The organism is Micromonospora globbae, assembly GCF_036184225.1.
Classification (GTDB): domain Bacteria; phylum Actinomycetota; class Actinomycetes; order Mycobacteriales; family Micromonosporaceae; genus Micromonospora; species Micromonospora globbae.
This window is the reverse complement of record NZ_CP108084.1, coordinates 4,614,524-4,635,469: the sequence shown is the minus strand read 5'-3', so window position 1 is coordinate 4,635,469 and position 20,946 is coordinate 4,614,524. Positions and strand designations below refer to the sequence as shown.

General features: G+C 74.1%; 17 protein-coding genes. 3 read left to right on the top strand and 14 right to left on the bottom strand.

Going from position 1 to position 20,946, the window contains the following annotated elements; all coding sequences use genetic code 11:
• Positions 1 to 15: 15 nt before the first annotated feature.
• Complete coding sequence (locus OG994_RS20740) at positions 16 to 960, bottom strand: DNA primase (protein ID WP_328850684.1); 945 nt, start codon at positions 958 to 960, stop codon at positions 16 to 18.
• A 136-nt stretch (positions 961 to 1,096) separates the two neighbouring features.
• On the opposite strand from OG994_RS20740, the gene OG994_RS20735 reads away from it, so the two are divergent.
• The gene (locus OG994_RS20735; protein ID WP_328850683.1) at positions 1,097 to 1,453 is read left to right on the top strand and encodes a PadR family transcriptional regulator; all 357 of its coding nucleotides are present in this window, start codon (positions 1,097 to 1,099) and stop codon (positions 1,451 to 1,453) included.
• 16 nt (positions 1,454 to 1,469) lie between these two features.
• On the opposite strand, the gene OG994_RS20730 is transcribed toward OG994_RS20735, so the two are convergent.
• From OG994_RS20730 to deoC, 11 genes are all read right to left on the bottom strand, one after another.
• Positions 1,470 to 2,141, bottom strand: a complete 672-nt coding sequence (locus OG994_RS20730; RefSeq protein WP_328850682.1) for a permease prefix domain 1-containing protein — start codon at positions 2,139 to 2,141, stop codon at positions 1,470 to 1,472.
• 68 nt (positions 2,142 to 2,209) lie between these two features.
• Entirely contained in the window at positions 2,210 to 4,189 is a 1,980-nt protein-coding gene (gene cydC, locus OG994_RS20725) for a thiol reductant ABC exporter subunit CydC (protein ID WP_328850681.1), read from the bottom strand.
• Complete coding sequence (cydD, locus tag OG994_RS20720; protein WP_328850680.1) at positions 4,186 to 5,871, bottom strand: thiol reductant ABC exporter subunit CydD; 1,686 nt, start codon at positions 5,869 to 5,871, stop codon at positions 4,186 to 4,188. Before cydD ends, cydC begins: the two co-directional genes overlap by 4 nt.
• The gene (locus tag OG994_RS20715) at positions 5,868 to 6,875 is read right to left on the bottom strand and encodes a cytochrome d ubiquinol oxidase subunit II (protein WP_328850679.1); all 1,008 of its coding nucleotides are present in this window, start codon (positions 6,873 to 6,875) and stop codon (positions 5,868 to 5,870) included. Before OG994_RS20715 ends, cydD begins: the two co-directional genes overlap by 4 nt.
• Before the next feature lie 9 nt (positions 6,876 to 6,884).
• Positions 6,885 to 8,132 carry a cytochrome ubiquinol oxidase subunit I gene (locus tag OG994_RS20710; protein WP_328850678.1) on the bottom strand — a complete coding sequence of 416 codons (1,248 nt, stop codon included), beginning with the start codon at positions 8,130 to 8,132 and terminating at the stop codon, positions 6,885 to 6,887.
• A gap of 126 nt (positions 8,133 to 8,258) precedes the next feature.
• Positions 8,259 to 9,161 (bottom strand): M56 family metallopeptidase, encoded by a 903-nt coding sequence (locus tag OG994_RS20705; protein ID WP_328850677.1) that lies wholly within the window; start codon positions 9,159 to 9,161, stop codon positions 8,259 to 8,261.
• A gap of 12 nt (positions 9,162 to 9,173) precedes the next feature.
• A complete protein-coding gene (locus tag OG994_RS20700; protein ID WP_120327593.1) occupies positions 9,174 to 9,683 on the bottom strand; it encodes a BlaI/MecI/CopY family transcriptional regulator in 510 nt (169 codons plus the stop codon).
• Between the two features lie 567 nt (positions 9,684 to 10,250).
• Positions 10,251 to 11,495, bottom strand: coding sequence for an IS256 family transposase (locus OG994_RS20695; RefSeq protein WP_328850676.1), 1,245 nt, complete (start codon positions 11,493 to 11,495; stop codon positions 10,251 to 10,253).
• Between the two features lie 656 nt (positions 11,496 to 12,151).
• On the bottom strand, positions 12,152 to 12,976 hold the full coding sequence (locus OG994_RS20690; protein WP_328850675.1) for an aldehyde dehydrogenase family protein: 825 nt from the start codon (positions 12,974 to 12,976) through the stop codon (positions 12,152 to 12,154).
• Positions 12,969 to 14,399 (bottom strand): aldehyde dehydrogenase family protein, encoded by a 1,431-nt coding sequence (locus OG994_RS20685; protein ID WP_120327595.1) that lies wholly within the window; start codon positions 14,397 to 14,399, stop codon positions 12,969 to 12,971. The genes OG994_RS20690 and OG994_RS20685 overlap by 8 nt, the downstream gene beginning before the upstream one ends.
• Positions 14,400 to 14,404: 5 nt before the next feature.
• A complete protein-coding gene (deoC, locus tag OG994_RS20680; RefSeq protein WP_120327596.1) occupies positions 14,405 to 15,364 on the bottom strand; it encodes a deoxyribose-phosphate aldolase in 960 nt (319 codons plus the stop codon).
• Between the two features lie 139 nt (positions 15,365 to 15,503).
• Between deoC and upp the strand changes: the two genes are divergently transcribed.
• Entirely contained in the window at positions 15,504 to 16,136 is a 633-nt protein-coding gene (upp, locus tag OG994_RS20675; protein ID WP_120327597.1) for a uracil phosphoribosyltransferase, read from the top strand.
• Positions 16,137 to 16,288: 152 nt separating this feature from the next.
• Positions 16,289 to 16,966, top strand: a complete 678-nt coding sequence (locus tag OG994_RS20670; RefSeq protein WP_120327600.1) for a GOLPH3/VPS74 family protein — start codon at positions 16,289 to 16,291, stop codon at positions 16,964 to 16,966.
• Between the two features lie 93 nt (positions 16,967 to 17,059).
• Here the strand turns inward: OG994_RS20670 and OG994_RS20665 are convergent, their stop codons facing one another.
• Both OG994_RS20665 and OG994_RS20660 read right to left on the bottom strand, forming a co-directional pair.
• Positions 17,060 to 18,727 (bottom strand): phospho-sugar mutase, encoded by a 1,668-nt coding sequence (locus tag OG994_RS20665; protein WP_328850674.1) that lies wholly within the window; start codon positions 18,725 to 18,727, stop codon positions 17,060 to 17,062.
• Positions 18,728 to 18,788: 61 nt separating this feature from the next.
• Positions 18,789 to 20,834: a serine/threonine-protein kinase gene (locus OG994_RS20660; protein ID WP_328850673.1), complete on the bottom strand. Its 2,046-nt coding sequence runs from the start codon at positions 20,832 to 20,834 to the stop codon at positions 18,789 to 18,791.
• Positions 20,835 to 20,946: the final 112 nt, after the last annotated feature.

The following is a 20,946-nucleotide window of genomic DNA, read 5'->3' as shown; positions in this document are numbered from 1 at the left end:
GCTCCCCGGTCGGGGTCAGTCGCGCCAGTCCACGACCGCAGAGATCTTGCCGACAATCGTGCGCCAACCGAGACTTGCGGTTTGTGCCCCGATTTTCTTCAGCCGCCGCCGGGCGAGGAAGGCGCCGATCCCACCGTTGACCGTGCCCCGCAGGGCCTCGTCCAGGTCGTCGAGGCTGGAGCCGGTGGAGAGCATGTCGAGCACGGCGGGTAGCCGCAGGGCGTACGAGAGGTCACGGGCGATCTCCCCGGCCTCGATCAGCAGCGTCGGATCCCACGTGTCGTGCCCGCCGCGGAGGTTCTCCACGACGAGGTCGAGCTCGTAGGTGTCCTCGTCCAGCGGGGCGATGTCGGCCGGTTCCACCCGTTCGGACAGTTCTCGCCAGCTGTCCAGTTGGGACAGATCGTTGGGCGCGCCGGACCGGATGAAGCTGACCAGAGATTCCGGCGTCTTGAAGAGCAACAGCCGACCCTTGTGGCTGAGGAAGAGCGGCACCTCCTCGTCGCCGGACTCGTCGGCGGCCTCCTCCTCGTCGGTGTCGGCCTCCTCGTCGCCGGACTCGCGGCGGCGGCGCGCGTCCTCCTCCTCGCTCTCGGCGAACTCCTCCGCCACGTCCTCGTCGAGGATGACGACGGTCTCGTCGTCCTCCTCCTCGATGACCTGGCGGCGGGCGAGGAACGGGTCGTCCTGGTCCCGTTCGGTGACGTCGGTGGGTGTCACCTCGCGCGCCGGCCGGTACGCCCGCAGGGTGAAGCCGGTGCCGGCGGGAAGGGCGATCTCCACCGGGTCGATCCCGACGGACTCCCAGAGGGACCGGTCGGCGTCGGCTGCGGCACGACCGGTGTCGGTCTCCTCCGGCTCGACCGGGTCGGCGGTGTCGTCGAGCTCGGGCTCGTCGGCGTCGGGCCGTTGAGGCGACTGGCGGGCCACGCTGACCTCCGTGTGCTTCGGGCTGCCCACCCGCCGGCGCGTCGGCCGGCGAGTGACTCTGGGCACATACCCTAGTGGGCCTCTCCGGGACGGCGGTGCCCGCACCCCGAAGGCCGGTCGCCGGCTCCCTGGCGATCTCGCCCGTCAACCTGTAGCGTAGCTACGCATGAAGGCCCAGGCGCTGCACGGACACCTCGACGCCCTGCTGCTGGCGGTGCTGGAGGGGGGCGCCCTGCACGGCTACGCCATCATCGAGGCGCTCCGTGCCCGCAGCGGCGGCACCCTCGACCTGCCGACGGGCACCATCTATCCCGCCCTGCGCCGCCTGGAGCGGGCCGGGCACGTGGTCAGCACCTGGAGCACCGTCAACGGGCGGGAGCGGCGGACGTACCAGCTCACCGACTCCGGGCGCCGGGCGCTCGCCGGGGAGCGGGCCGGCTGGCGCGAGTTCAGCACGACCGTGGGGCGCTTCCTCGACCCCGTCGGCAATCTGCCCGGCACGCCGCCCGCCGCACCCGCCTGACGTCACCGGCCGGGGCTCAGCGCGTCGCGAGCAGCCAGGTGAGGGCGGCCCGGCCGATCCACAGGTAGCCGGCGCCCACCACCATCGCCCCGATGATCATCGGGGGCCAGGTGAGAGCCGCGTCCCAGAGCCCGACCGACCAGCCGAACAGGCTGGCGCCGGTCAGCACGCCGATCGCCAGCGAGGCGAGGAGCCCGACGCCGGCCAGCCGGACGAGCGCCGGCAGGGCGGGATGCGCCGACCGCGCCGCGACCCGGACCAGCAGCAGCCCGGCCGCCGCCAACGCGAGCGCCGCCACCCAGACCCCGTTCACCGAGGCCGAGAGGAACAGGTAGCCCTCCGGCGGCCGGGGGCCGTCGCTCCAGCTCGCACCCCGCCAGGTCAGGTCCCCGCCCACCACCAGCACCGAGGCGAGCGCGAGGACCCGCAGTGACAGCCCGCGCAGCGCCCCCACGGCGAGTTCGGCCTGCCAGGCCGGCAAGAGCTGCGCGGGACTGCCGAACTCGGCCACCGCGCGCCGCTCGGCCTCCGCGCCGGGCAGCCCGTCCGCGCGGTACGCCTCGACCGCGTCGAGCAGGCCGTCCCGCGCCTCGGCCAGCAGGTCGGCCTTCATCCGGGCCGGGCCGCGCAGCCGCACGGCCAGCTCCCGCAGGTGATCCTCCACGAGGACGTCGTCGTAGCGCGGCATGGTCCCACCCTGCCACGTCCGCGACGTCCCGTCGTCGGGGAGAACCCCGGGACGACCCCGAGGGACGGTCAGGGGGTCAGCGCCAGGTACCCGCGTTCGGCCGCCTCCTGGAGCAGCCACTGGTCCCGGTACCAGCCGGGCGCCGCGACCAGGTCGGCGTGCCGGCCGCGCTGCACCACGCGCCCGGCGTCCAGGACCACGATCTCGTCCAGCCCGGCCAGGCCGGTGAGCCGGTGGCTGATCAGCAGCACCGAGTGCGCGGCCGGCGTGGCGGCCAGCGCCGAGGCGAGCACCGCGTCGGCGGCGGTCGGGTCCAGCCCCTCGGTCGGCTCGTCGAGCACCAGCACGGGTGGCGCGGCCAGCAGCGCCCGGGCCAGGGCGAGGCGCTGCCGCTGCCCGCCGGAGAGCTGCCCGCCCTCCTCGCCGACCACGGTGTCCCAGCCGGCCGGCTGGGCGCGTACCCAGTCGAGCAGGCCGGCGGCGGCCGCCGCGGCGGCCAGCTCCTCCTCGCCCGCGCCGGGCCGGCCGAGCAGGAGGTTCTCCCGGACGGTGGCGTGGAAGACGTACGCCTCGGCGAGCAGGCCGCCGACCACCCGGGGCAGCTCGTCCTCGGCGTACGCGGTGAGGTCCCGCCCGCCCACCGTCGCCCGGCCGCCCTCGGGGCGTACGGCGCCGGTCAGGACGGCGGCCAGGGTGCTCTTGCCGGCGCCGCTCGGGCCGACCACGGCCACCCGCCGTCCCGGCGGAAGGTCGAGGGTCACCCGGTCGAGCGCCGGCGCGCCACCGGCCCGGTACCGGACCGTCACCTCGTCGAGCCGGACCTCGTACGCCTCGGCCCGGATCGCCTCCGGTCCGCCCTCGCCCGCGCGGCCGGTACCGGCCGGCGGGGCGCTCGGCGCCGCGGCGGTCGCGCCGTCGGGCGGGATGGTCGGAGCCGTGGCGGTCGCGTCGGCGGGCGGGGTGGTCGGGGCCGTGGTGGTGTCGCCGAGCAGGGCGGCCACCCGGGTCAGCCCGGCGCCGAGCTGGGTCCGCTGGCGGGCCGCGCCGACCAGCGCCAACGCGATCTCGACGGCGCTCAGGGTGCCGACCGCCAGGACGCCGACCAGCACGCCGGGCACGTCGGCGGCGAGCGCGACGAGCACCACCGCGCCGGCCGTGAGTCCCGCGACGAGGGTGCCCGCCGCGTCCACCGCGAATCCGGCGGCGGCGAGCCGGCGTTCCAGGCGCGCGAGCCGCCGGGCGCGCCCCGTCGCGGCGTCCAACGCCGAGTCGGTGGCGCCGAACGCGGCCAGGTCGGCGGCGCCGTGGGTCAGGTCGACGGCGTCGGCGGCCAGCGCGCCGCGCAGCGGGGCCAGTTCGGCCGCGCTGCGCCGGGTCAGCGCGGTGGCCAGGACGGGCAGCGCGAGCCCGGCGACGAGCAGCCCGGCGGCGAGCACCGCGGCGGCCGGCGGCGAGATCAGGACGGCGCCGCCCACCGCCACGACGCTCACGAGCACCGCCGCGGCGCCCGGGACGAGCACCCGGAGCAGCAGGTCCTGGACCGCCTCCACGTCGGAGACGAGCCGGCTCAGCGCGTCCCCGGAGCGCGGGGCGCGCGCCCGCCGGGCGGCGAGGGTGGCGAAGACCCGGGCCCGGACGTCGGTGATCATCCGGAGCACGGCGTCGTGCCCGGCGAGCCGCTCGGTGTAGCGGAGGACACCGCGGCTGATCGCCAGCGCGCGCACGGCGACGATGGCCACGGTGAGCCGGTCCAGCGGTGGCCGTCCGGCGGCGCTCATCAACAGCCAGGTGGCCGTCGCCATGAGGGCCAGCCCGGCGAACTCGGTGGCGGCGGCGAGCAGGCCGGCCCCGACGAGGCGGCCGAGGTACGGGCGCGCGAGCCGCAGCACGGCGCGCTCCGCCGCCCCGGCGCGTACGGGGGGCGCGGGCCGGTCCGCGGTGCGGACGGGCGGGTCGACCGCCGCGGGGCCGGCCACGTCGAACTCGGCGGGGCCCGTCACCGCCCCGCCGGTGCGGTCCGGCCGGCGACGTCGGGGGGCGGTGCTCATCGGGTCGCCTCTCCGGCCGGGGTGGACACCAGTTCGGTCACCAGGCCGTCCTCGATCCGCAGGATCCGGTCGGCGTTCTCCAGCAGCGCCGGGCGGTGCGCGACCAGCAGGGCCGTACGGCCGGCCACGAGGCGGCCGGTGGCCGCCAGGACGACCGCCTCCGACGCGCTGTCCAGCCGCGCGGTGGGTTCGTCCAGCAGCACGACGGGGGCGTCCCGGAGGAACGCCCGGGCCAGCGCCACCCGTTGCCGCTGCCCGCTGGAGAGGCCGTGCCCGCGCTCGCCGAGCACCGTGCCGAGGCCCTCGGGCAGGCCGGCGACCACCTCGTCGAGCGCCGCGTCGCGGACCGCGGCGGAAAGCGCCGCGTCGGGGGTGTCCGGCGCGCCGAGCCGGATGTTGTCGGCCAGCGAGGCGGCGAAGAGGTGCGCCCGCTGCGGCACCCAGGCGAGCTGGCGCCGCCAGGCGTCCAGGTCGGCGTCGGCCAGGTCCACCCCGTCGACGGTCACCCGGCCGCTGGTCGGGGTGACGAAGCCGAGCAGCAGCCCGAGCAGGGTGCTCTTGCCGGCGCCACTGGGGCCGATGACCGCGATCCGCTCGCCCGGCCGGACGGTCAGCGTCACGTCGCGCAGCGCCGTGGTCCGCTCGTACGCCACCGTCACGGCCTCGAACCGGATCTCGCCCCGGCCGTCCGGCACCGGGCGCGCGCCCGCCGCGCCGTCCCGCGTCGGGGCCGGCGCGCCCTCCTGCACCGCGAACGCGTCGTTGAGGGCGGTGAGCCCCTCCATGCTGGCGTGGAACCGGCTGCCGGCCGCCCGCAGCGGCAGGTACGCCTCGGGCGTGAGCAGCAGCACCAGCAGCGCGGTCTGCAGGGCGAGCCCGCCGCCGAGCAGCCGGATGCCGACCGGCACCGCCACGAGCGCCACCGAGAGGGTGGCGACCAGCTCCAGCACGAGGGCGGAGAGGAACGCGATGCGCAGCGTCCGCATGGTGGCGGCCCGGTGCCCGTCGGCCATGCGGCGCACCACGTCGACCTGCGCCCGGGCGCGACCGAAGGCGCGCAGCGTGGGGAGCCCGGCGACCATGTCGAGGAAGTGCCCGCCGAGCAGGGACAGCCGCCGCCACTGGCGTTCGGTGGCGGCCTGCGCCTGCCACCCGAGCAGCGCCCCGAAGATCGGGATCAGCGGCAGGGTCAGCACGATGATCACCGCGGAGCTCCAGTCGGCGAGGCCGATCCGGGCGACCACGGCCAGCGGGACGGTGACGCTGAGCACGAGCTGCGGCAGGTAGCCGGTGAAGTAGGCGTCCAGCGCGTCCAGCCCACGCCCGGCGAGGGTGGCGAGCTGCCCGGCCCGCTGGCCGGCCACCCAGCCGGGCCCGTGCCGCCCGACGGCCGCGAGCAGGTCGGAGCGGAGCGCGGCCTTGACCGTGGCGGCCACCCGGGCGGCCACGGTGCCCTGTGCCCAGACCAGCAGCGCGCGGGCCGCCACGGTGGCCGCGAAGCCGACCAGGGCGGGCCGGTCGAGGCGTCCGTCGAACGCGGTGGCGAGCAGCGCGGCCAGTGCGGTCGCCTGCGCGACGACCAGCCCCGCGGCGATCACCCCGAGCAGGGCGAGCAGGGCGAGGTCGCGGCGGGCCGCGGGGACCCGACGCAGCAGACGCGGGTCGAAGGGGCGGCGGTTCACCAGTACACCGGTGCCCTGCCGTCGATCCGTCCCCGGAACACCCACCAGCACATCAGTTGGAAGCCTAGTAGGGCCGGCGCGAGCGGCAGCACGAGCCAGCCGAGCAGGCGCAGGGTCGGCTCGCTGGCCGCCGCGTCGGCCACGGTCAGGGACGCGCCCGGATCGACCGTGGAGACGAGCACGAAGGGCCAGAGGGCCGCGCCGACCAGCGCCACGGGCAGCGCCAGGGCCACCGACGTGGCGGCGAACGCCAGCCCGGGCCGCCGGCGGTGGAGCGCCGCCCGGGCCGCCAGCAGCGCCGCGACCAGCGCCACGGGCAGCAGTACGCCGAGCGCCGGTCGCTGCACGGCCGCGCGTACCCGGTCGGAGAGGAGACCGAGGACGGTGGCCGCGCCGACCGCGGCGAGCGCCACCGGGACCAGCCGGCGGGTGAGCCGGGCGGCGCCCGCGGCGTCGGCGGCCGGCAGCCGGAGTGCGAGGAAGGCCGCGCCGTGCACCGCCACGAGCGCCACCGTGGCCAGCGCGGCGGCCGCCGCGAACGGGGTGAACAGGTGGCCGAGCCCGGCGACGTGGCCGTCGGCGTGCAGCGGTACGCCCTGGAGCAGCCCGGCGAGCAGCGCGCCCCAGCCGAGCGCGGCGAGGGCACTGCCCACGACCACGACCCGGTCCCACCGCGCCCGGATCCGCTCGCGGGCGGGCCGGCTCCGCAGCTGCACCCCCGCGGTCACCAGGATCACCCCGGCGAGCGCGCCGAGCACGGCCGGGTAGAACCCGGCGAGCAGTTCGCCCTCCAGCAGCGGGAACGCGCCGAACAGGATGCCGACGGCCGCCACGAGCCAGACCTCGTTGCCGAGGAAGAACGGGCCGACGGCGTTGAGGGCGGTCCGGCGGCGGCGCGGGTCGGCGTCGCCGGCCAGTGCGAGCCCGACGCCGTAGTCGTAGCCGCCGAGGACCAGGTAGGTGGCGAAGAAGAGGCCGAGCAGGGCGTACCAGGCGAGTTCCACGATCGCTCCTCACGCGAAGGCGGGTTCGGGACGGAGGTCGGCGGGATGGCCCGGCGGCCGGCCGAGGGCGGGATCGTCCGCCCCGCGGGCGGCGTGCCGGGCGATGAGCGTCCAGTTGGTGACGGCGAGCGTGCCGAGCAGCAGGCTGAACCCGATCAGCGAGGCGAGCATCACCGGGGCGGCCACCGGAGAGACGGCCTGGTCGACCGGCAGCAGCCCGTACGCCACCCAGGGCTGGCGGCCGACCTCGCGGGCGATCCAGCCGAGGATCACCGCGACGAACGGCAGCGGCAGGCCGAGCAGCAGCAGCCAGAGCGGGAAGCGCAGCCGGATGACCCAGTCCCGCCAGAGCAGGGGCAGCAGCAGCCAGAGCGCGCCGAGGCCCATGCCGATGAGGATCATGAAGCCGAGCCCGACGTTGGCGAGCACGGGTGGGGTGTAGTCCCCGGGGCCGAACCGGGCCGTCCACTCGGCGATGAGCGCGTCCGCATCGGCGCCGCTGCCGAACTTGGTGGGCTGCACGGCGCCGACCGGGCCGAACTGCGCGAAGCCGAAGCCCTGCACCAGGGTGATGGCCAGCGCCGCGGTGACCACGCCGATCCGCAGCGAGGTGCGGAAGATCGCGAAGTCGGGGGTGCGCCGGATCAGGTGGTAGGCGCTGACCGCCGCCATCAGCATCCCGCCCACCAGCAGGGCCGCCGAGACGACGTGCCCGAACGCCATGCCGAGGCTCGGGTTGGTGAGCAGCGCCGGGAAGTCGGTGAGGTGGGCGATCCCGTCGCGGACCTCGTAGCCGACGGGGTTCTGCAACCACGAGTTGGCCACCATGATCCAGAACGCCGAGGCGTACGCGGTGAGCGCCACGCCCCACAGCAGCGCGAGGTGCACGCCGCGCCGCAGCCGGTGCCACCCGAAGATCCACATGCCGAGGAACGTGGACTCCAGGAAGAAGGCGACCAGTGTCTCGATGGCCAGGGGCGCGCCGAAGACGTTGCCGACGTAGCGCGACAGCCCGCTCCAGTTCAGCCCGAACTGGAACTCCATGACGATGCCGGTGGCGATGCCGAGCACGTAGTTGATGACGTACAGCTGGCCCCAGAACCGGGTCAGCCGCTCGTACTTCGGGTTGCCCGTGACCACCCAGGCGGTCTGGATCCCGACCAGGAGGGTGACCAGGCCGAGTGTGACGACCACGAAGAGGAAGTGGATCGACGTCGTGGTCGCGAACTGAAGTCGGGCGAGGAGCAGGGTGTCCATGGCCGGCTCTCCAACGGTTGGCTCGCTTGTCGTAGAGAGCCTACACGTAGATTCCCTACCTATAACTACTACATCATGTCGTAGTCGACTTTACGACAAGACGTAGTAGCGGTGGGGGTGGTCCGATCAGCTGAGGAAGAGCGAGATCGGCAACGCGACGAGCGTCGAGGCGACGGCCAGCGCCGTGAGCAGCAGGATCCGGGGCGGCTCGGCGACGACCAGCAGGCGCTGCACCCGGACGTCCAGGTCCCGGTCACCGAGCCCGAGGGCACCCGCCGGGGTGACCCGGTGGCCCGCCGTGGCGAAGCGGCGCAGGGCGGCGGCCAGCGACTCGGGGTGCAGCTCGCGCGCCTTGTCGTCGGCGCGCATCTCGACCAGCAGGGCGACCCGCTCGTACGCCTCGCGGACCCAGCGGACCCACGGCAGCGCGCGGCTGAGCGCCGTGAACGGCAGCAGCACGAGGTCGTGCCGCTCCTGGGCGTGCGCCCGCTCGTGGGTGAGCACCGCGTCCAGTTCCGCGCGGTCCAGCAGGCTCAACGCGCCCGCGCTCACCACCACCCGCGGCCGCACCCCCGGCAGGCAGTACGCCGCCGCGCTCGGGTGGTCGAGCACCAGCGCCCCGGGTACGGCCGGGTCGTCCCGGGCCACCAGGGCGAGCAGCTCCCGGTGCCGGCGCTGGGCGCGCAGCGTCCCGTGGATGCTGCGTACGGTCGTGGTCAGCAGCACGGCACCGATGCCGAAGCCGACACCCACACCGGCCAGGTGCAGGACGTTCACCCCGGCGGGCAGCCGGTCGTGCAGCAGGTCGTCGAAGAGGGCGACCAGGGCGCTTCCCGGCGGCAGGTCGTACGCGGCCAGGCCGAGCGCCATCGGCAGGCCCATCGCGGCGAGGCCGACCGCGAGCCCGACCGCCTGCCAGCAGACGATCGCCACGCGGGGGCTGTGCCACGGCCAGGTCGAGCGGGCCAGCACCTGGGCGGTCAGCCAGCAGGCCAGCACCGTCGCGGCGAAGTGCAGAGCGTACGCCACGGCCGCCGCCCCCTACCTGTCCGCTGCCTCGTCGGCCGGCGGACGGGTGACCCGCCCGCTCGTCGGCCCCTCGATCCGGTCGGTCAGGGCGCCCGGACCGGTGTGCCCGCCGCCGGTGTCGGCCGGCCGGGCAGTGCCCTGCCCGCCCGGAGCACCGCCCGTGGCCTCGGCGGCCAGAGCGGCGCGCAGCACCTCGGCCTCCGTGCCGGTCACCGAGCGGGCGAAGCGCACCAGCGCGGCGTCCCGGCTGCCACCGAGGTCGAGCGCGTCGAGCATGAGCTGGGCGATGTGCGCCTCACGGCTGGCCGCGGCCCGGTACCGCCAGGCCCGCCCCTCCCGCTGGCGCTCCACCATGCCCTTGCCGGCCAGCCGGTCGAGCACAGTCATCACCGTCGTATAGGCCAGCTCCCGACCGGCCAGCGCGTCGGCGACCTCGCGGACGGTCACGCCGTCCGACGTGCTCGGGACCGTGTCCCACAGCACGTCCATCACCGCACGTTCGAGATCACCAAGCCGCGTCACAGACCAATCCTACCCCCCGTAGTAGACCCGCCCATCTGAGACAGGGCAGACCAGCCAGCCGCGGGGGGCCAACGCCACGAGGTCGCCGCCCTCGACGCGCCCCGCCCAGCCCGCGCCCCGGACGCGCCCCGCCCGCGCCCCGGACCCGACAACATCCAGGATGTAGTGGCCTCAACCACGCCCCGACCCGACAACATCCAGGACCTTGTGGTCTCCCGCCCGACCCGACAACGTCCAGGATCTTGTGGCTTCGACCGTGGGCCGATCCGACGACTTCCGAGAAGTGGGCGGCCCGCCCCACGCCGATCCGCCGGCAGTGGGGAAGGCGTGCCCTGGACCGCGCCCCCGGCCGAACGACACGGACGTCGTGGCCGGCGTGCGCGCCGAGGCGAGGCGACGACCCCGGGTAGTTGTCGCCTCGACGGCGCGGCCACCCCACAACTTCCGGGAAGTTGTGGCCTCGCTCGCCCCTCGAACCAACAACATCCAGGAACTTGCGCGATCTTGATGAGGGTCGCGTCCGCGCTGGTGGTGTAGGAGACGGCCATCGCGGGATCCGGTTTGATGTTAGGCGGCGATCGGTGCTGGGTCGGGCTGGCTGGTGTCGTGTTGGTCGGTCTCGATGTTGACCAGGCGTGCTTTGGTGAGTAGTTCGAGGCCCATGTAGCGGCGGCCTTCGGTCCATTCGTCGGTCTGTTCGGCGAGGACGGCGCCGACGAGGCGGATGATCGCCGGCCGGTTCGGGAAGATGCCGACGACGTCGGTGCGGCGGCGGATCTCCTTGTTCAACCGTTCCTGCGGGTTGTTCGACCAGATCTGGCGCCAGATCTCGCGCGGGAAGCCGGTGAAGGCGAGCAGGTCGTCGCGTGCCTGGTCGAGGTGCTCTGCCGCAGCGGGGAACTTCGCCTCGATCGTGGCCACCACCCGCTGGAACTGGGCGCGGACGGCATCGGCGTCGGGCTGGTCGAAGATCGTGCGCACCAGGGTCGCGATCCACGGCTGCGCGGACTTCGGCACCTTCGTCAGCAGATTCCGCAGGTAATGGGTCCGGCAGCGCTGCCACGAGGCTCCGGGCAGGGCCGCGCCGATGGCCTGGACGAGGCCGGCATGGGCGTCGGAGATCACGAGGCGGACGCCGGTCAGGCCGCGGGCGGTCAACGACCGCAGGAACGCCAACCAGCCGGCGCCGTCTTCGTCGGAGGCCACGTCCAGGCCCAACACCTCGCGTTGGCCGTCGGCGTTGACACCGACGGCGATCAGGGCGTGCACGTTGACCGTGCGGCCCGCTTCGCGGACCTTCATCGTCAGCGCGTCCATCCACACGAACGTGTAGTGCTCCGAGTCCAGGGGCCGGTTGCGGAACGCCTCGACCTGGGCATCCAGGTGGGCGGCCATCTCCGACACCTGCGACTTGGACAACTGCCGGATCCCGAGCTGCTCGACCAACTTCTCCACCCGCCGGGTGGAGACTCCGAGCAGGTAACTGGTGGCCACGACCGAGACGAGGGCCTGCTCGGCCCGCCGGCGGTGCGTCAGCAGCCAGTCCGGGAAGTACGAGCCGGACCGCAGCTTCGGGATCGCCAGATCGATCGTCCCGGCGCGGGTGTCCCACTCCCGATGCCGGTAGCCGTTGCGGGAGTTGACCCGTTCGTCGCTGCGCTGCCCATACGCGGCGCCGCACATGGCGTCGGCTTCGGCGGACATCAACGCCTGCGCGAACGTTTTGATCATCGCCTGCAACACGTCCGGCGACGCGCCCTCGATCTGCTCGCGCAGCAGGTCAACAGGGTTCACACTCTCAGATACGGCCATCGCGTTCCTCTCCTTCTATGACTTGGTCGTCTCGAAGGATCACGCGATGGCCGTCTCTCATCTACGCAACACGCCCATCACGGGCAAGTCGTACACCACTCCCGTGGACGCAGCCCTTGATGAGTGACCGCGCCACGCCGAGGGCGTCGTGCGGTGGCCCGCCGGGTGGCCGTTCGACCGACGAACTGGGAGGGCACAACGGGTCGCGCACGACCCTTGATGTGGGCACTTCAGGGTGCAGCGTTGATCGACTCGATGCGGCCGGCACCGGGCAACGCGCTGTCCCGGGCACCCACTGTCAGCGGCAGGAGCGGAGGATCTGCTCCGGTCACCCGCAGATCAAGCACCCACGCCCGCCAGAGCCCACAAGCCCAACCCCACGGACGGGCCTGGACCACCGAGGTTTCGGGGGAGCCCCGCCCGCGGAGGGATCAAGCCTGACCGCCCGGAGCGGGTGGGGCTCCCCCGAAACCAGCAGAGGAAGGTGGCCCCGAAACCAGCAGAGGAAGGTGGCCCCGAAACCGGCAGAGAAGGTGGCCCCGAAACCGGCAGAGAAGGTGGCCCCGAAACCGGCAGAGGAGCCTCCACCGGAAGCCGGCAGAGGCGCGTGGGCGCCCCGGAATCGGCCGAGGGAGGTGGCTCCCAGGTAACCCGGATCAGACCCCCTTCGGATGCCACACGGTCTTCGTCTCCAGCAACGCCGTCATGCGCGTGAGCCCCGGGTCGGCGAACCAGTCGTGGTCGGCCGGTGCCGGCCGGAGCACCCGCTTCAGGTTCTCCGCGGCCCTGACCTCCAGGTCGGCCGCCTGCTCGGCGTCGGTGACCCCGGTCAGGTCGATGGCGTTGACGTCCATGTGCGCGGCCAGCGTCGGCACGGTCTCGGACAGCCGGCCGGTGAGGATGTTGACCACGCCGCCGGGCAGGTCGGAGGTGGCGAGCACCTCGGCCAGCGTCACGGCAGCCAGCGGTTCGGTCGGCGAGGCGGCCACGACCACCGTGTTGCCGGTCACGACGGCTGGGGCGATCACGCTGACCAGGCCGAGCAGCGCGGGCCGCTCGGGGGCCACCACGGCCACGACGCCGGTCGGCTCGGGCGCCGAGAGGTTGAAGTACGGGCCGGCCACGGGGTTCGCCCCGCCGTACACCTGGGCCAGCTTGTCGGACCAGCCGGCGTACCAGACCCAGCGGTCGACGGCCGCGTCGACCTCGTCGCCGGGCACGCCGAGCGCGACGAACTGTTCGCGCCGGCCCTCCAGCATCTCGGCCACCCGGTAGAGGATCTGACCCCGGTTGTACGCGGTCGCGCCGGCCCAGCCCTTCACGGCGGCCCGGGCGGCGACGACCGCGTCCCGCGCGTCCTTGCGGGAGGCCAACGACACATTCGCGTCCTGCACGAGATACGACCGCCCCGACTCGCTGCGTGGGAACTTCCCGCCAATGAAGAGCTTGTACGTCTTGCGTACCGCGACCCGCTCAGACATTGAGGTACGCCTCCAGCCCGTGCCGGCCGCCCTCGCGACCGTAGCCCGACTCCTTGTAGCCGCCGAACGGCGAGGTGGGGTCGAACTTGTTGAACGTGTTGGCCCAGACCACGCCGGCGCGCAGCCGGTCGGCCATCCACAGGATCCGGGAGCCCTTGTCGGTCCAGATGCCGGCCGACAGCCCGTACGGCGTGTTGTTCGCCTTCTCCACGGCCTCGGCCGGGGTGCGGAACGTGAGCACGGACAGCACCGGCCCGAAGATCTCCTCCCGGGCGATCCGGTGGGCCTGGGTGACGCCGGTGAAGATGGTGGGGGCGAACCAGAAGCCCCGCTCGGGCAGTTCGCACGGGGGCGACCAGCGCTCGGCGCCCTCGGCGGAGCCCGCCTCGGAGAGTTCCCGGATCCGGGCCAGCTGGGCGGCCGAGTTGATGGCGCCGATGTCGGTGTTCTTGTCGAGCGGGTCGCCGACCCGCAGTTGGGCCATCCGCCGCTTCAGCGACTCCAGCACCCGGTCGGCGACCGATTCCTGGATCAGCAGGCGGGAGCCGGCGCAGCAGACGTGTCCCTGGTTGAAGAAGATGCCGTTGACGATGCCCTCGACCGCCTGGTCGACGGGCGCGTCGTCGAAGACGATGTTGGCGGCCTTGCCGCCCAGCTCCAGGGTGAGCTTCTTGCGGGTGCCGGCCACCGCGCGGGCGATGGCCCGGCCGACCTCGGTGGAGCCGGTGAACGCCACCTTGTCGACGCCGGGGTGCTCGACGAGGGCGCGGCCGGTCTCGCCGGCGCCGGTGACGATGTTGACGACGCCGGCCGGCAGGTCGGCCTGCTGGCAGATCTCGGCGAAGAGCAGGGCGGTGAGCGGCGTGGTCTCGGCCGGCTTCAACACCACGGTGTTGCCGGCGGCGAGGGCCGGGGCGATCTTCCAGGCCAGCATGAGCAGCGGGAAGTTCCAGGGGATGACCTGCGCGGCCACGCCGAGCGGCTTCGGGTCGGGGCCGAAGCCGGCGTACGGGAGCTTGTCGGCCCAGCCGGCGTAGTAGAAGAAGTGCGCGGCGACCAGCGGGATGTCGACGTCGCGGGACTCCTTGATCGGCTTGCCGTTGTCGAGTGACTCCAGCACCGCCAGCTCGCGGGAGCGCTCCTGGATGATCCGGGCGATGCGGAACAGGTACTTGGCGCGGTCCCGGCCCGGCATGGGGCCCCACACCTTCTCGTACGCCGCACGGGCCGCCCGGACCGCGCGGTCGACGTCGCCGGCGCCGCCCTCGGCGACCTCGGCGAGCACCTCCTCGGTGGCCGGGTTGATCGACTTGAAGCTTCCGCCGTCGGTCGGGTCGACGAAGGTCCCGTCGATGAACAGCCCGTACGCGGGCTTGATGTCCACCACCGAGCGGGACTCGGGGGCGGGGGCGTATTCGAACATCGCGCTCAGTCCAGGGTGAAGTAGTCGGGACCGGAGTAGACGCCGGTCTTCAGCTTGGTGCGCTGCATCAGCAGGTCGTTCAGCAGGCTGGACGCGCCGAAGCGGAACCAGTCCGGGTCCAGCCAGTCCGGGCCGACCGTCTCGTTGACCATCACGAGGTACTTGATCGCGTCCTTGGTGGTGCGGATGCCGCCGGCCGGCTTCACGCCCACCTGGCGGCCGGTGGCGGCGCGGAAGTCGCGGACCGCTTCGAGCATCACGAGCGTCACGGGCGGGGTGGCGGCCACCGGGACCTTGCCGGTCGAGGTCTTGATGAAGTCGGCGCCGGCCAGCATCGCGAGCCAGGAGGCGCGCCGCACGTTGTCGTACGTGGCCAGCTCGCCGGTCTCCAGGATCACCTTGAGGTGGGCGTCCCCGCAGGCCTCCTTGGTGGCGACGATCTCGTCGTACACCTCGGAGTAGCGGCCGGCCAGGAACGCGCCCCGGTTGATCACCATGTCGATCTCGTCGGCGCCGGCCTCGACGGCGGCCCGGGTGTCGGCGAGCTTGACCTCCAGCGGCGCCTGCCCGGACGGGAAGGCGGTCGCCACGCTGGCCAGGTGCACCTGCGATCCGCGCAGCACCTCGGCCACGTACGGGACCATGGCCGGGTAGACGCAGACGGCGCCCACGTGCGGGCAGGACGGGTCGGCCGGGTCGGGGCGCAGCGCCTTGGTGGCGAGGGCCCGCACCTTGCCCGGGGTGTCGGCGCCCTCGAGGGTGGTGAGGTCGACCATCCGGATGGCCAGGTCGATGGCCTGGGCCTTGGCGGTGGTCTTGATGGATCGGGTGCCGAGCTGTGCCGCCCGCTGCTCCGCGCCGACCTGGTCCACGCCGGGCAGGCCGTGCAGGAAGGTCCGCAGAGCGGTCTCGGATCGTCCCAGCTCGGAGAGGTCCGACCGGGCCGACGTCGCTGTCGCCGTCATGGCAGGAAGTCTACGCATCCAGCAACACAGTGATCTTGGTCACGTCGGGTGGGCGCGGGGTCCGTCGGGGGTGAGCGACGTCGCCCCGTCCGCCCGCGGGCGCACCCCCGGCCGGGAGGGGGCGGTAGGTTGAGCGATCGTGGACGTACACGTCATTGACCACCCGCTGGCCCAGTCGCGGCTGACCGCCATGCGGGACGAGCGCACCGACTCCTCCTCGTTCCGGGCGGCGCTGCACGAACTGACCACCATGCTGGTGTACGAGGCGGCGCGCTCCTTCCCGGTCGAGCGGTACCCCATCCAGACGCCGGTGACCGGCACCGAGGGCACCCGGCTGGCCAACCCGCCGCTGCTGGTGCCGGTGCTGCGCGCCGGCCTGGGCATGGCCGACGCCGCGCTCGGGCTGCTGCCCGAGTCCTCGATGGGCTTCGTGGGACTGGCCCGCGACGAGACGACGTACGAGCCCCGCGCCTACATGGAGTCGCTGCCCCGGGACCTCACCGGCCTCCCGGTGCTGGTGCTGGACCCGATGCTCGCCACCGGCGGCTCGCTGGAGCACTGCTGCCGGCTGCTGGCCGACCGGGGCTGCACCGACATCACGGTGCTGTGCGTGCTGGCCGCGCCGGCCGGCATCGAGCGCCTGGAGCGTTCCGGCCTGCCGCTGCGCCTGGTCACGGCGTCGATCGACGAGGGCCTCAACGACCGGAAGTTCATCGTGCCGGGTCTCGGCGACGCCGGCGACCGCCAGTTCGGCGGCATGCCCCGCTTCTGACCGGGCCGCGGCGACGCCGGCGACCGTCAGCTCGGCGGCATGCCCGCTTCTGAGCGGGCCGCCGGGCTCGGCACGAGGGTCGCCCGACGCGCTCGTCGCGCGTCGGGCGAGTTCACGCGTGGGGGTGCGCACAGCGGTTACCGTTCCGGGCCATGACTGGTGTTGCGCTCGCCGAGGAGTTGCTCCTGCTGGCGTACGACGACGAGACGGGCCGGGCGACCATGCCCCGGATCAGCCTCGACCTGGGCATGGCCGCCGCGGTGCTGATCGAGTTGGCCCTCGCGGGCCGGGTCGCGTACGCCGACGGGAACCTCACGGTGGTCGACCCGACGCCCACGGGCGAGCCGATCGCCGACGGGGTGCTCGCCCGGATCGCGGAGGACACCCCGCACACCCCGTCCTCCTGGGTGCAGCGGCTGCGCCACGGACTGCGCGACCGGATCCTCGGTGACCTGTGCAGCCAGGGTGTGGTGCGTGACGTGGACGAGACCGAGCTGGGCTTCATCCACGTGCACCGCTATCCGGTGGTGGACCCCTCCGTGGAGGAGGACACCCGGCGCCGGCTGGCCGCGGCGCTCACGAGCGGCGTGGCTCCGGACGAGCGGACGGCGGCGCTGGCCACGCTGGTGGCGGTGTTGCGGATGGAGTCGGCGCTCGGGGTGAGCGGGGAGGCCGCCGAGGACGCCCGCCGCCGGCTCGCCGAGATCGCCAGCGGCGCCGGATTCTCCGGCGAGGTCAGCCTGGACGACTCGGTGGTCCGCCCCTCGGTGGGTCTGGTCGTGGCGGCCCTGGCCCGGGCGGTCGACGCCGCCCTGGGCCCCCGCCGCTGACCCGCCCCCGCGATCTTGCACTTTCTGACCCGACAAAGCGGGCCTAAAGCCGCAGAGCGGGGGCCGAAAGTGCAAGATCGCGGGGGAGGGGGCTTACAGGCCCAGGGCCTTGGCGATCTCCGCGCGGAGGTCGGTAACCGCGGCCTGCGCGCGGGTCCGCGCCGCGGCGACGTCGCCGTCCGCGACCGGCTCCACCACCTCCAGGTACGCCTTCAGCTTCGGCTCGGTGCCGGACGGGCGGATCACCACCCGGGCGGTGGCCGTCCGCAGGATCACCACGTCCGCCTCGGGGAGCAGGTCCTCGGTCGTCTCGACGGGGTGCCCCAGCAGGGTGGTCGGCGTGGCCGCCCGGATCCGGGCCATCGCCTGGGCGATCTCCCGGAGGTCGTCGACCCGCACCGAGAGCTGGTCGGTGTGGTGCACGCCGAACTCGGCGGCCAGTTCGTCGAGGCGGTCGGTGAGCGTACGCCCCTGCGCCTTGAGCCCGGCCGCCAGCTCGGCGACGGTCAGCGCGGCGGTGATGCCGTCCTTGTCCCGGACGAGGTCCGGGGCGACGCAGTAGCCGAGCGCCTCCTCGTACCCGAACACCAGCGGCACCGACCCGTCGCCGGCCCGGACGATCCACTTGAACCCGGTCAGCGTCTCGTCGTACGGCATCCCCCGGGCGGCGCACATGGCCCGCAGCAGCGACGACGACACGATCGTGGTGGCGTACAGGCCGGTGACGCCGCGACGCATCAGGTGGTCGGCGAGCAGCACCCCCACCTCGTCACCGCGGAGCATCCGCCACCCCGTCCCGCCGTCGCGTACGGCCACCGCGCAGCGGTCCGCGTCCGGGTCGTTGGCGATGGCGATGTCCGCGCCGGTGGCGTCGGCGAGTGCGACGAGGCGGTCCACCGCGCCGGGCTCCTCCGGGTTGGGGAACGAGACGGTGGGGAAGGCCGGGTCGGGTTCGGCCTGGTCGGGAACCACCCCGGGCACGGGGAAGCCGGCCCGCGCGAAGGCGGCGGTGAGTACGGCGGCGCCCACACCGTGCAGCGGCGTGTACGCCACGGACAGGTCCCGCGACACGTCGGGCGCGACCACCGCGGCGGCCCGTTCCACGTAGGACGCCACGAGGTCGTCGCCGAGCACCTGCCCGGGCGGGCCGAGCGGCACGTCGGCGAGCGGGCCGACGGCCCGGATCGCGGCCTCGATCCCGGCGTCGGCGGGCGGCACGATCTGCGCCCCGGCGCCGAGCGCCCCGCCGAGCCGCGCTCCGAGGTAGACCTTGTAGCCGTTGTCCTGCGGCGGGTTGTGGCTCGCGGTGACCATGACCCCGGCCACGGCGTCGAGGTGGCGCACCGCGTACGCGAGCACCGGCGTGGGCAGCGGGCGGGGCAGCAGCAGCGCGGGCCGTCCCGCCCCGGTGGCGACCTGGGCGGTGCGCGCGGCGAACTCCCGGGAGCCGCGCCGCGCGTCGTACCCGATCACCAGCGGGCCGGTGCCGCCCTGCGCGGCGAGCCAGTCGACCAGCCCGGCCGCGGCCTGCGTGACCACCGCGAGGTTCATCCCGTTGGGGCCGGCGCGCAGCGGGCCGCGCAGCCCGGCGGTGCCGAACGTCAGCGGGCCGGCGAACCGGTCGGCGAGGTCGGCGGCGCTGTCCGGCAGCCGGTCGAGGACCGCCTGCAGTTCGGCCCGGTCGGCCGGGTCCGGGTCGTCGTCGAGCCAGCGCCGGGCTCGCTCGCGGAGGTCGTCGATGTCAGTGGTGTCCGCCGGCATGCCTCTTGATAGCACGCCGGCGGATCACCGCTGACGGTTCCCTCCGGTCCCGTGACCCCGCTCAGCTCGCGTCGGTGAGCTTGAAGGTCCGCACCATCTCGTCGAAGATCGGCTTGCTCTCCGCGAACCGGGCGTCCGTGGAGGTCAGGTAGAAGGAGTAGACCTTCCCGCCGCTCACCACGCCGCGCCACACGCCGTGCCGCATGGTCTCGCCCTCGCCGCAGGTGTACTCGAACTCGGCGGCCGGCTTACCGGCCAGCTCCTGCTCGGTCATGGCGATCTGGTTGTACGGCTTCGCGCAGCTCTTCGCCTTCTTGAGCCCGTTCGCGGCGATCTCGGCCCAGCGCATCGAGCTGTCGCCGCCGAACTTCTCGGTGAGGACCCGGACCTTGCGGCCGCCGTCGTCCTCGGGATCGACGTAGTCGATGTAGACGCCGCCGGTCGCCCGCTCCCAGCCCTTCGGCACCATCACCTGGATGCCCCGGGCCGAGTGCTCCTGCATCTCGATGCCCGGGCCGGCCGGCTCGGTGGCGGTCGGCTGGGCCTGTGGGGCGGGCGGGGTCTCGTCGTCGCCGCCGGTGAACAGGACGACCGCCCCGACGAGCAGCACCACGGCGAGGCCGCCGGCCGCCGCCAGCTGCACGTTGCGCGGCCAGCCCTTGACCGTACGGACCAGCTCGGCGCCGACCCGGCGGACCCGGTCGAGCGGGCTGCCCGCGCCGGGCGCGCCGCCCGGCTGCCCGGCGCCCGGGGCCGCCCACGGGCCGCCGCCGTACGTGGCGCCGACCCGCTGGGTGGCGTCGGGCGCTCCCGCGTACGGCACGGCCTGGGTGGCGTCCGGGCGGACGCCCCAGGTGACCGGCTGGGTGGCGTCGCGCTGGGCGGGGTCCACCCGCTGGGTGGCCTCGGCGCCGCCGTAGGTGCGACCGGCGGCCGGCCGCCCGGGGGGCGGCATGGCCCCGGTGGGCGTGTGCAGCGGGCCGGCCAGCGCGTCGGCGCTGGTCTCGTCGAGGGCGGCGGCACCCGCCGCGGGGGCCGGCTCCGGCCGCTCGCCCCGGCGCAGCGCGGCCAGCCGGTCGGTCAGCGACTCGCCGGGGGCGAGCATGGCCCGGCCGCCGATCTGGCCGGTGGGCTTCGGCTCGGGTGCGGCCGGCACCGGGGGAGCCGCGGACCGTTGCACCGGCATCACGGCGTACGGGTCGGTCATCGAGTGCACCGCGGCGGCGTTGTTGCTGAGCGGGCCGGCCAGGAGTTCGCGGAGCATGGCCCGGGAGGTGTGGACGTCGAGCCGGCGGGCCGGGTCCTTCTCCAGCAGGCCCATGAGCACGGCGGTCAGCGGGCCGCTGCGCTGCGGCGGGGCCGGCGGGTCCTCCACGACGGCGTGCATGGTCTCGATGGGGTCGCCCTTGTCGAAGGGCGGCCGCCCCTCCACGGCCGTGTAGAGCGTCACGCCGAGCGAGAAGAGGTCGCTGGGCGGGCCGAACTCCTGGCCCATGGCGCGCTCGGGGGAGATGAAGTGGGGCGAGCCGAGGACCATCCCGGGCGTGGTGAGCTGCACGTCCGTCGGCATCCGGGCCACACCGAAGTCGGTGAGCACGCAGCGACCGTCGGAGCAGATCAGCACGTTGGCCGGCTTGACGTCACGGTGCAGCACGCCGATGGCGTGGGCCACCTCCAACGCGCCCAGCAGCGCGATGCCGATCTTGGCGACGACGCGCGGGGCGACCGGCCCGTCCTCGATGACCATGTCGGCGAGGCTGCGGGCGTCCAGCAGTTCCATCACGATCCACGGCCGGCCACCCTCGGTGACCACGTCGTAGACCTGCACCACGGCCGGGTGCTGGATCGCGGCGGCCGCGCGGGCCTCGCGGAGGGTGCGTTCGTACATGGCGTCGCGGTCGCTGGGGGCCAGCCCCGGGGGGAGGACGACCTCCTTCACCGCCACGTCCCGCCGCAGCAGGGTGTCTGTCGCGCGCCAGACCGTACCCATGCCGCCGTTGCCCACCGCGGAACGCAGTTCGTAGCGACCACCGATGGTGGTGCCGGGTGCCGCGCGTCCACTGGGGGGACTGACAGGTCCGCCGCTCCAGGTCGGGATCTGAGTCACAGAAAAGCCACCGGGGGATATCGAGGGGGCTGGGACACAACCTCCCTATCTTGCTGGTTCCGACGCCCGATGCGAAAGCCGACGCTCGGACGTTTATCGAAGTGAACGGTGC

Excerpts from the sequence above, each read along its gene's own strand:
- OG994_RS20735 (WP_328850683.1), top strand. The coding sequence starts at position 1,097 with ATGAAGGCCCAGGCGCTGCACGGACACCTCGACGCCCTGCTGCTGGCG.
- OG994_RS20730 (WP_328850682.1), bottom strand. The coding sequence starts at position 2,141 with ATGCCGCGCTACGACGACGTCCTCGTGGAGGATCACCTGCGGGAGCTG.
- cydC (WP_328850681.1), bottom strand. The coding sequence starts at position 4,189 with ATGAGCACCGCCCCCCGACGTCGCCGGCCGGACCGCACCGGCGGGGCG.
- OG994_RS20710 (WP_328850678.1), bottom strand. The coding sequence starts at position 8,132 with ATGGACACCCTGCTCCTCGCCCGACTTCAGTTCGCGACCACGACGTCG.
- OG994_RS20695 (WP_328850676.1), bottom strand. The coding sequence starts at position 11,495 with ATGGCCGTATCTGAGAGTGTGAACCCTGTTGACCTGCTGCGCGAGCAG.
- OG994_RS20690 (WP_328850675.1), bottom strand. The coding sequence starts at position 12,976 with ATGTCTGAGCGGGTCGCGGTACGCAAGACGTACAAGCTCTTCATTGGC.
- OG994_RS20685 (WP_120327595.1), bottom strand. The coding sequence starts at position 14,399 with ATGTTCGAATACGCCCCCGCCCCCGAGTCCCGCTCGGTGGTGGACATC.
- deoC (WP_120327596.1), bottom strand. The coding sequence starts at position 15,364 with ATGACGGCGACAGCGACGTCGGCCCGGTCGGACCTCTCCGAGCTGGGA.
- OG994_RS20670 (WP_120327600.1), top strand. The coding sequence starts at position 16,289 with ATGACTGGTGTTGCGCTCGCCGAGGAGTTGCTCCTGCTGGCGTACGAC.
- OG994_RS20665 (WP_328850674.1), bottom strand. The coding sequence starts at position 18,727 with ATGCCGGCGGACACCACTGACATCGACGACCTCCGCGAGCGAGCCCGG.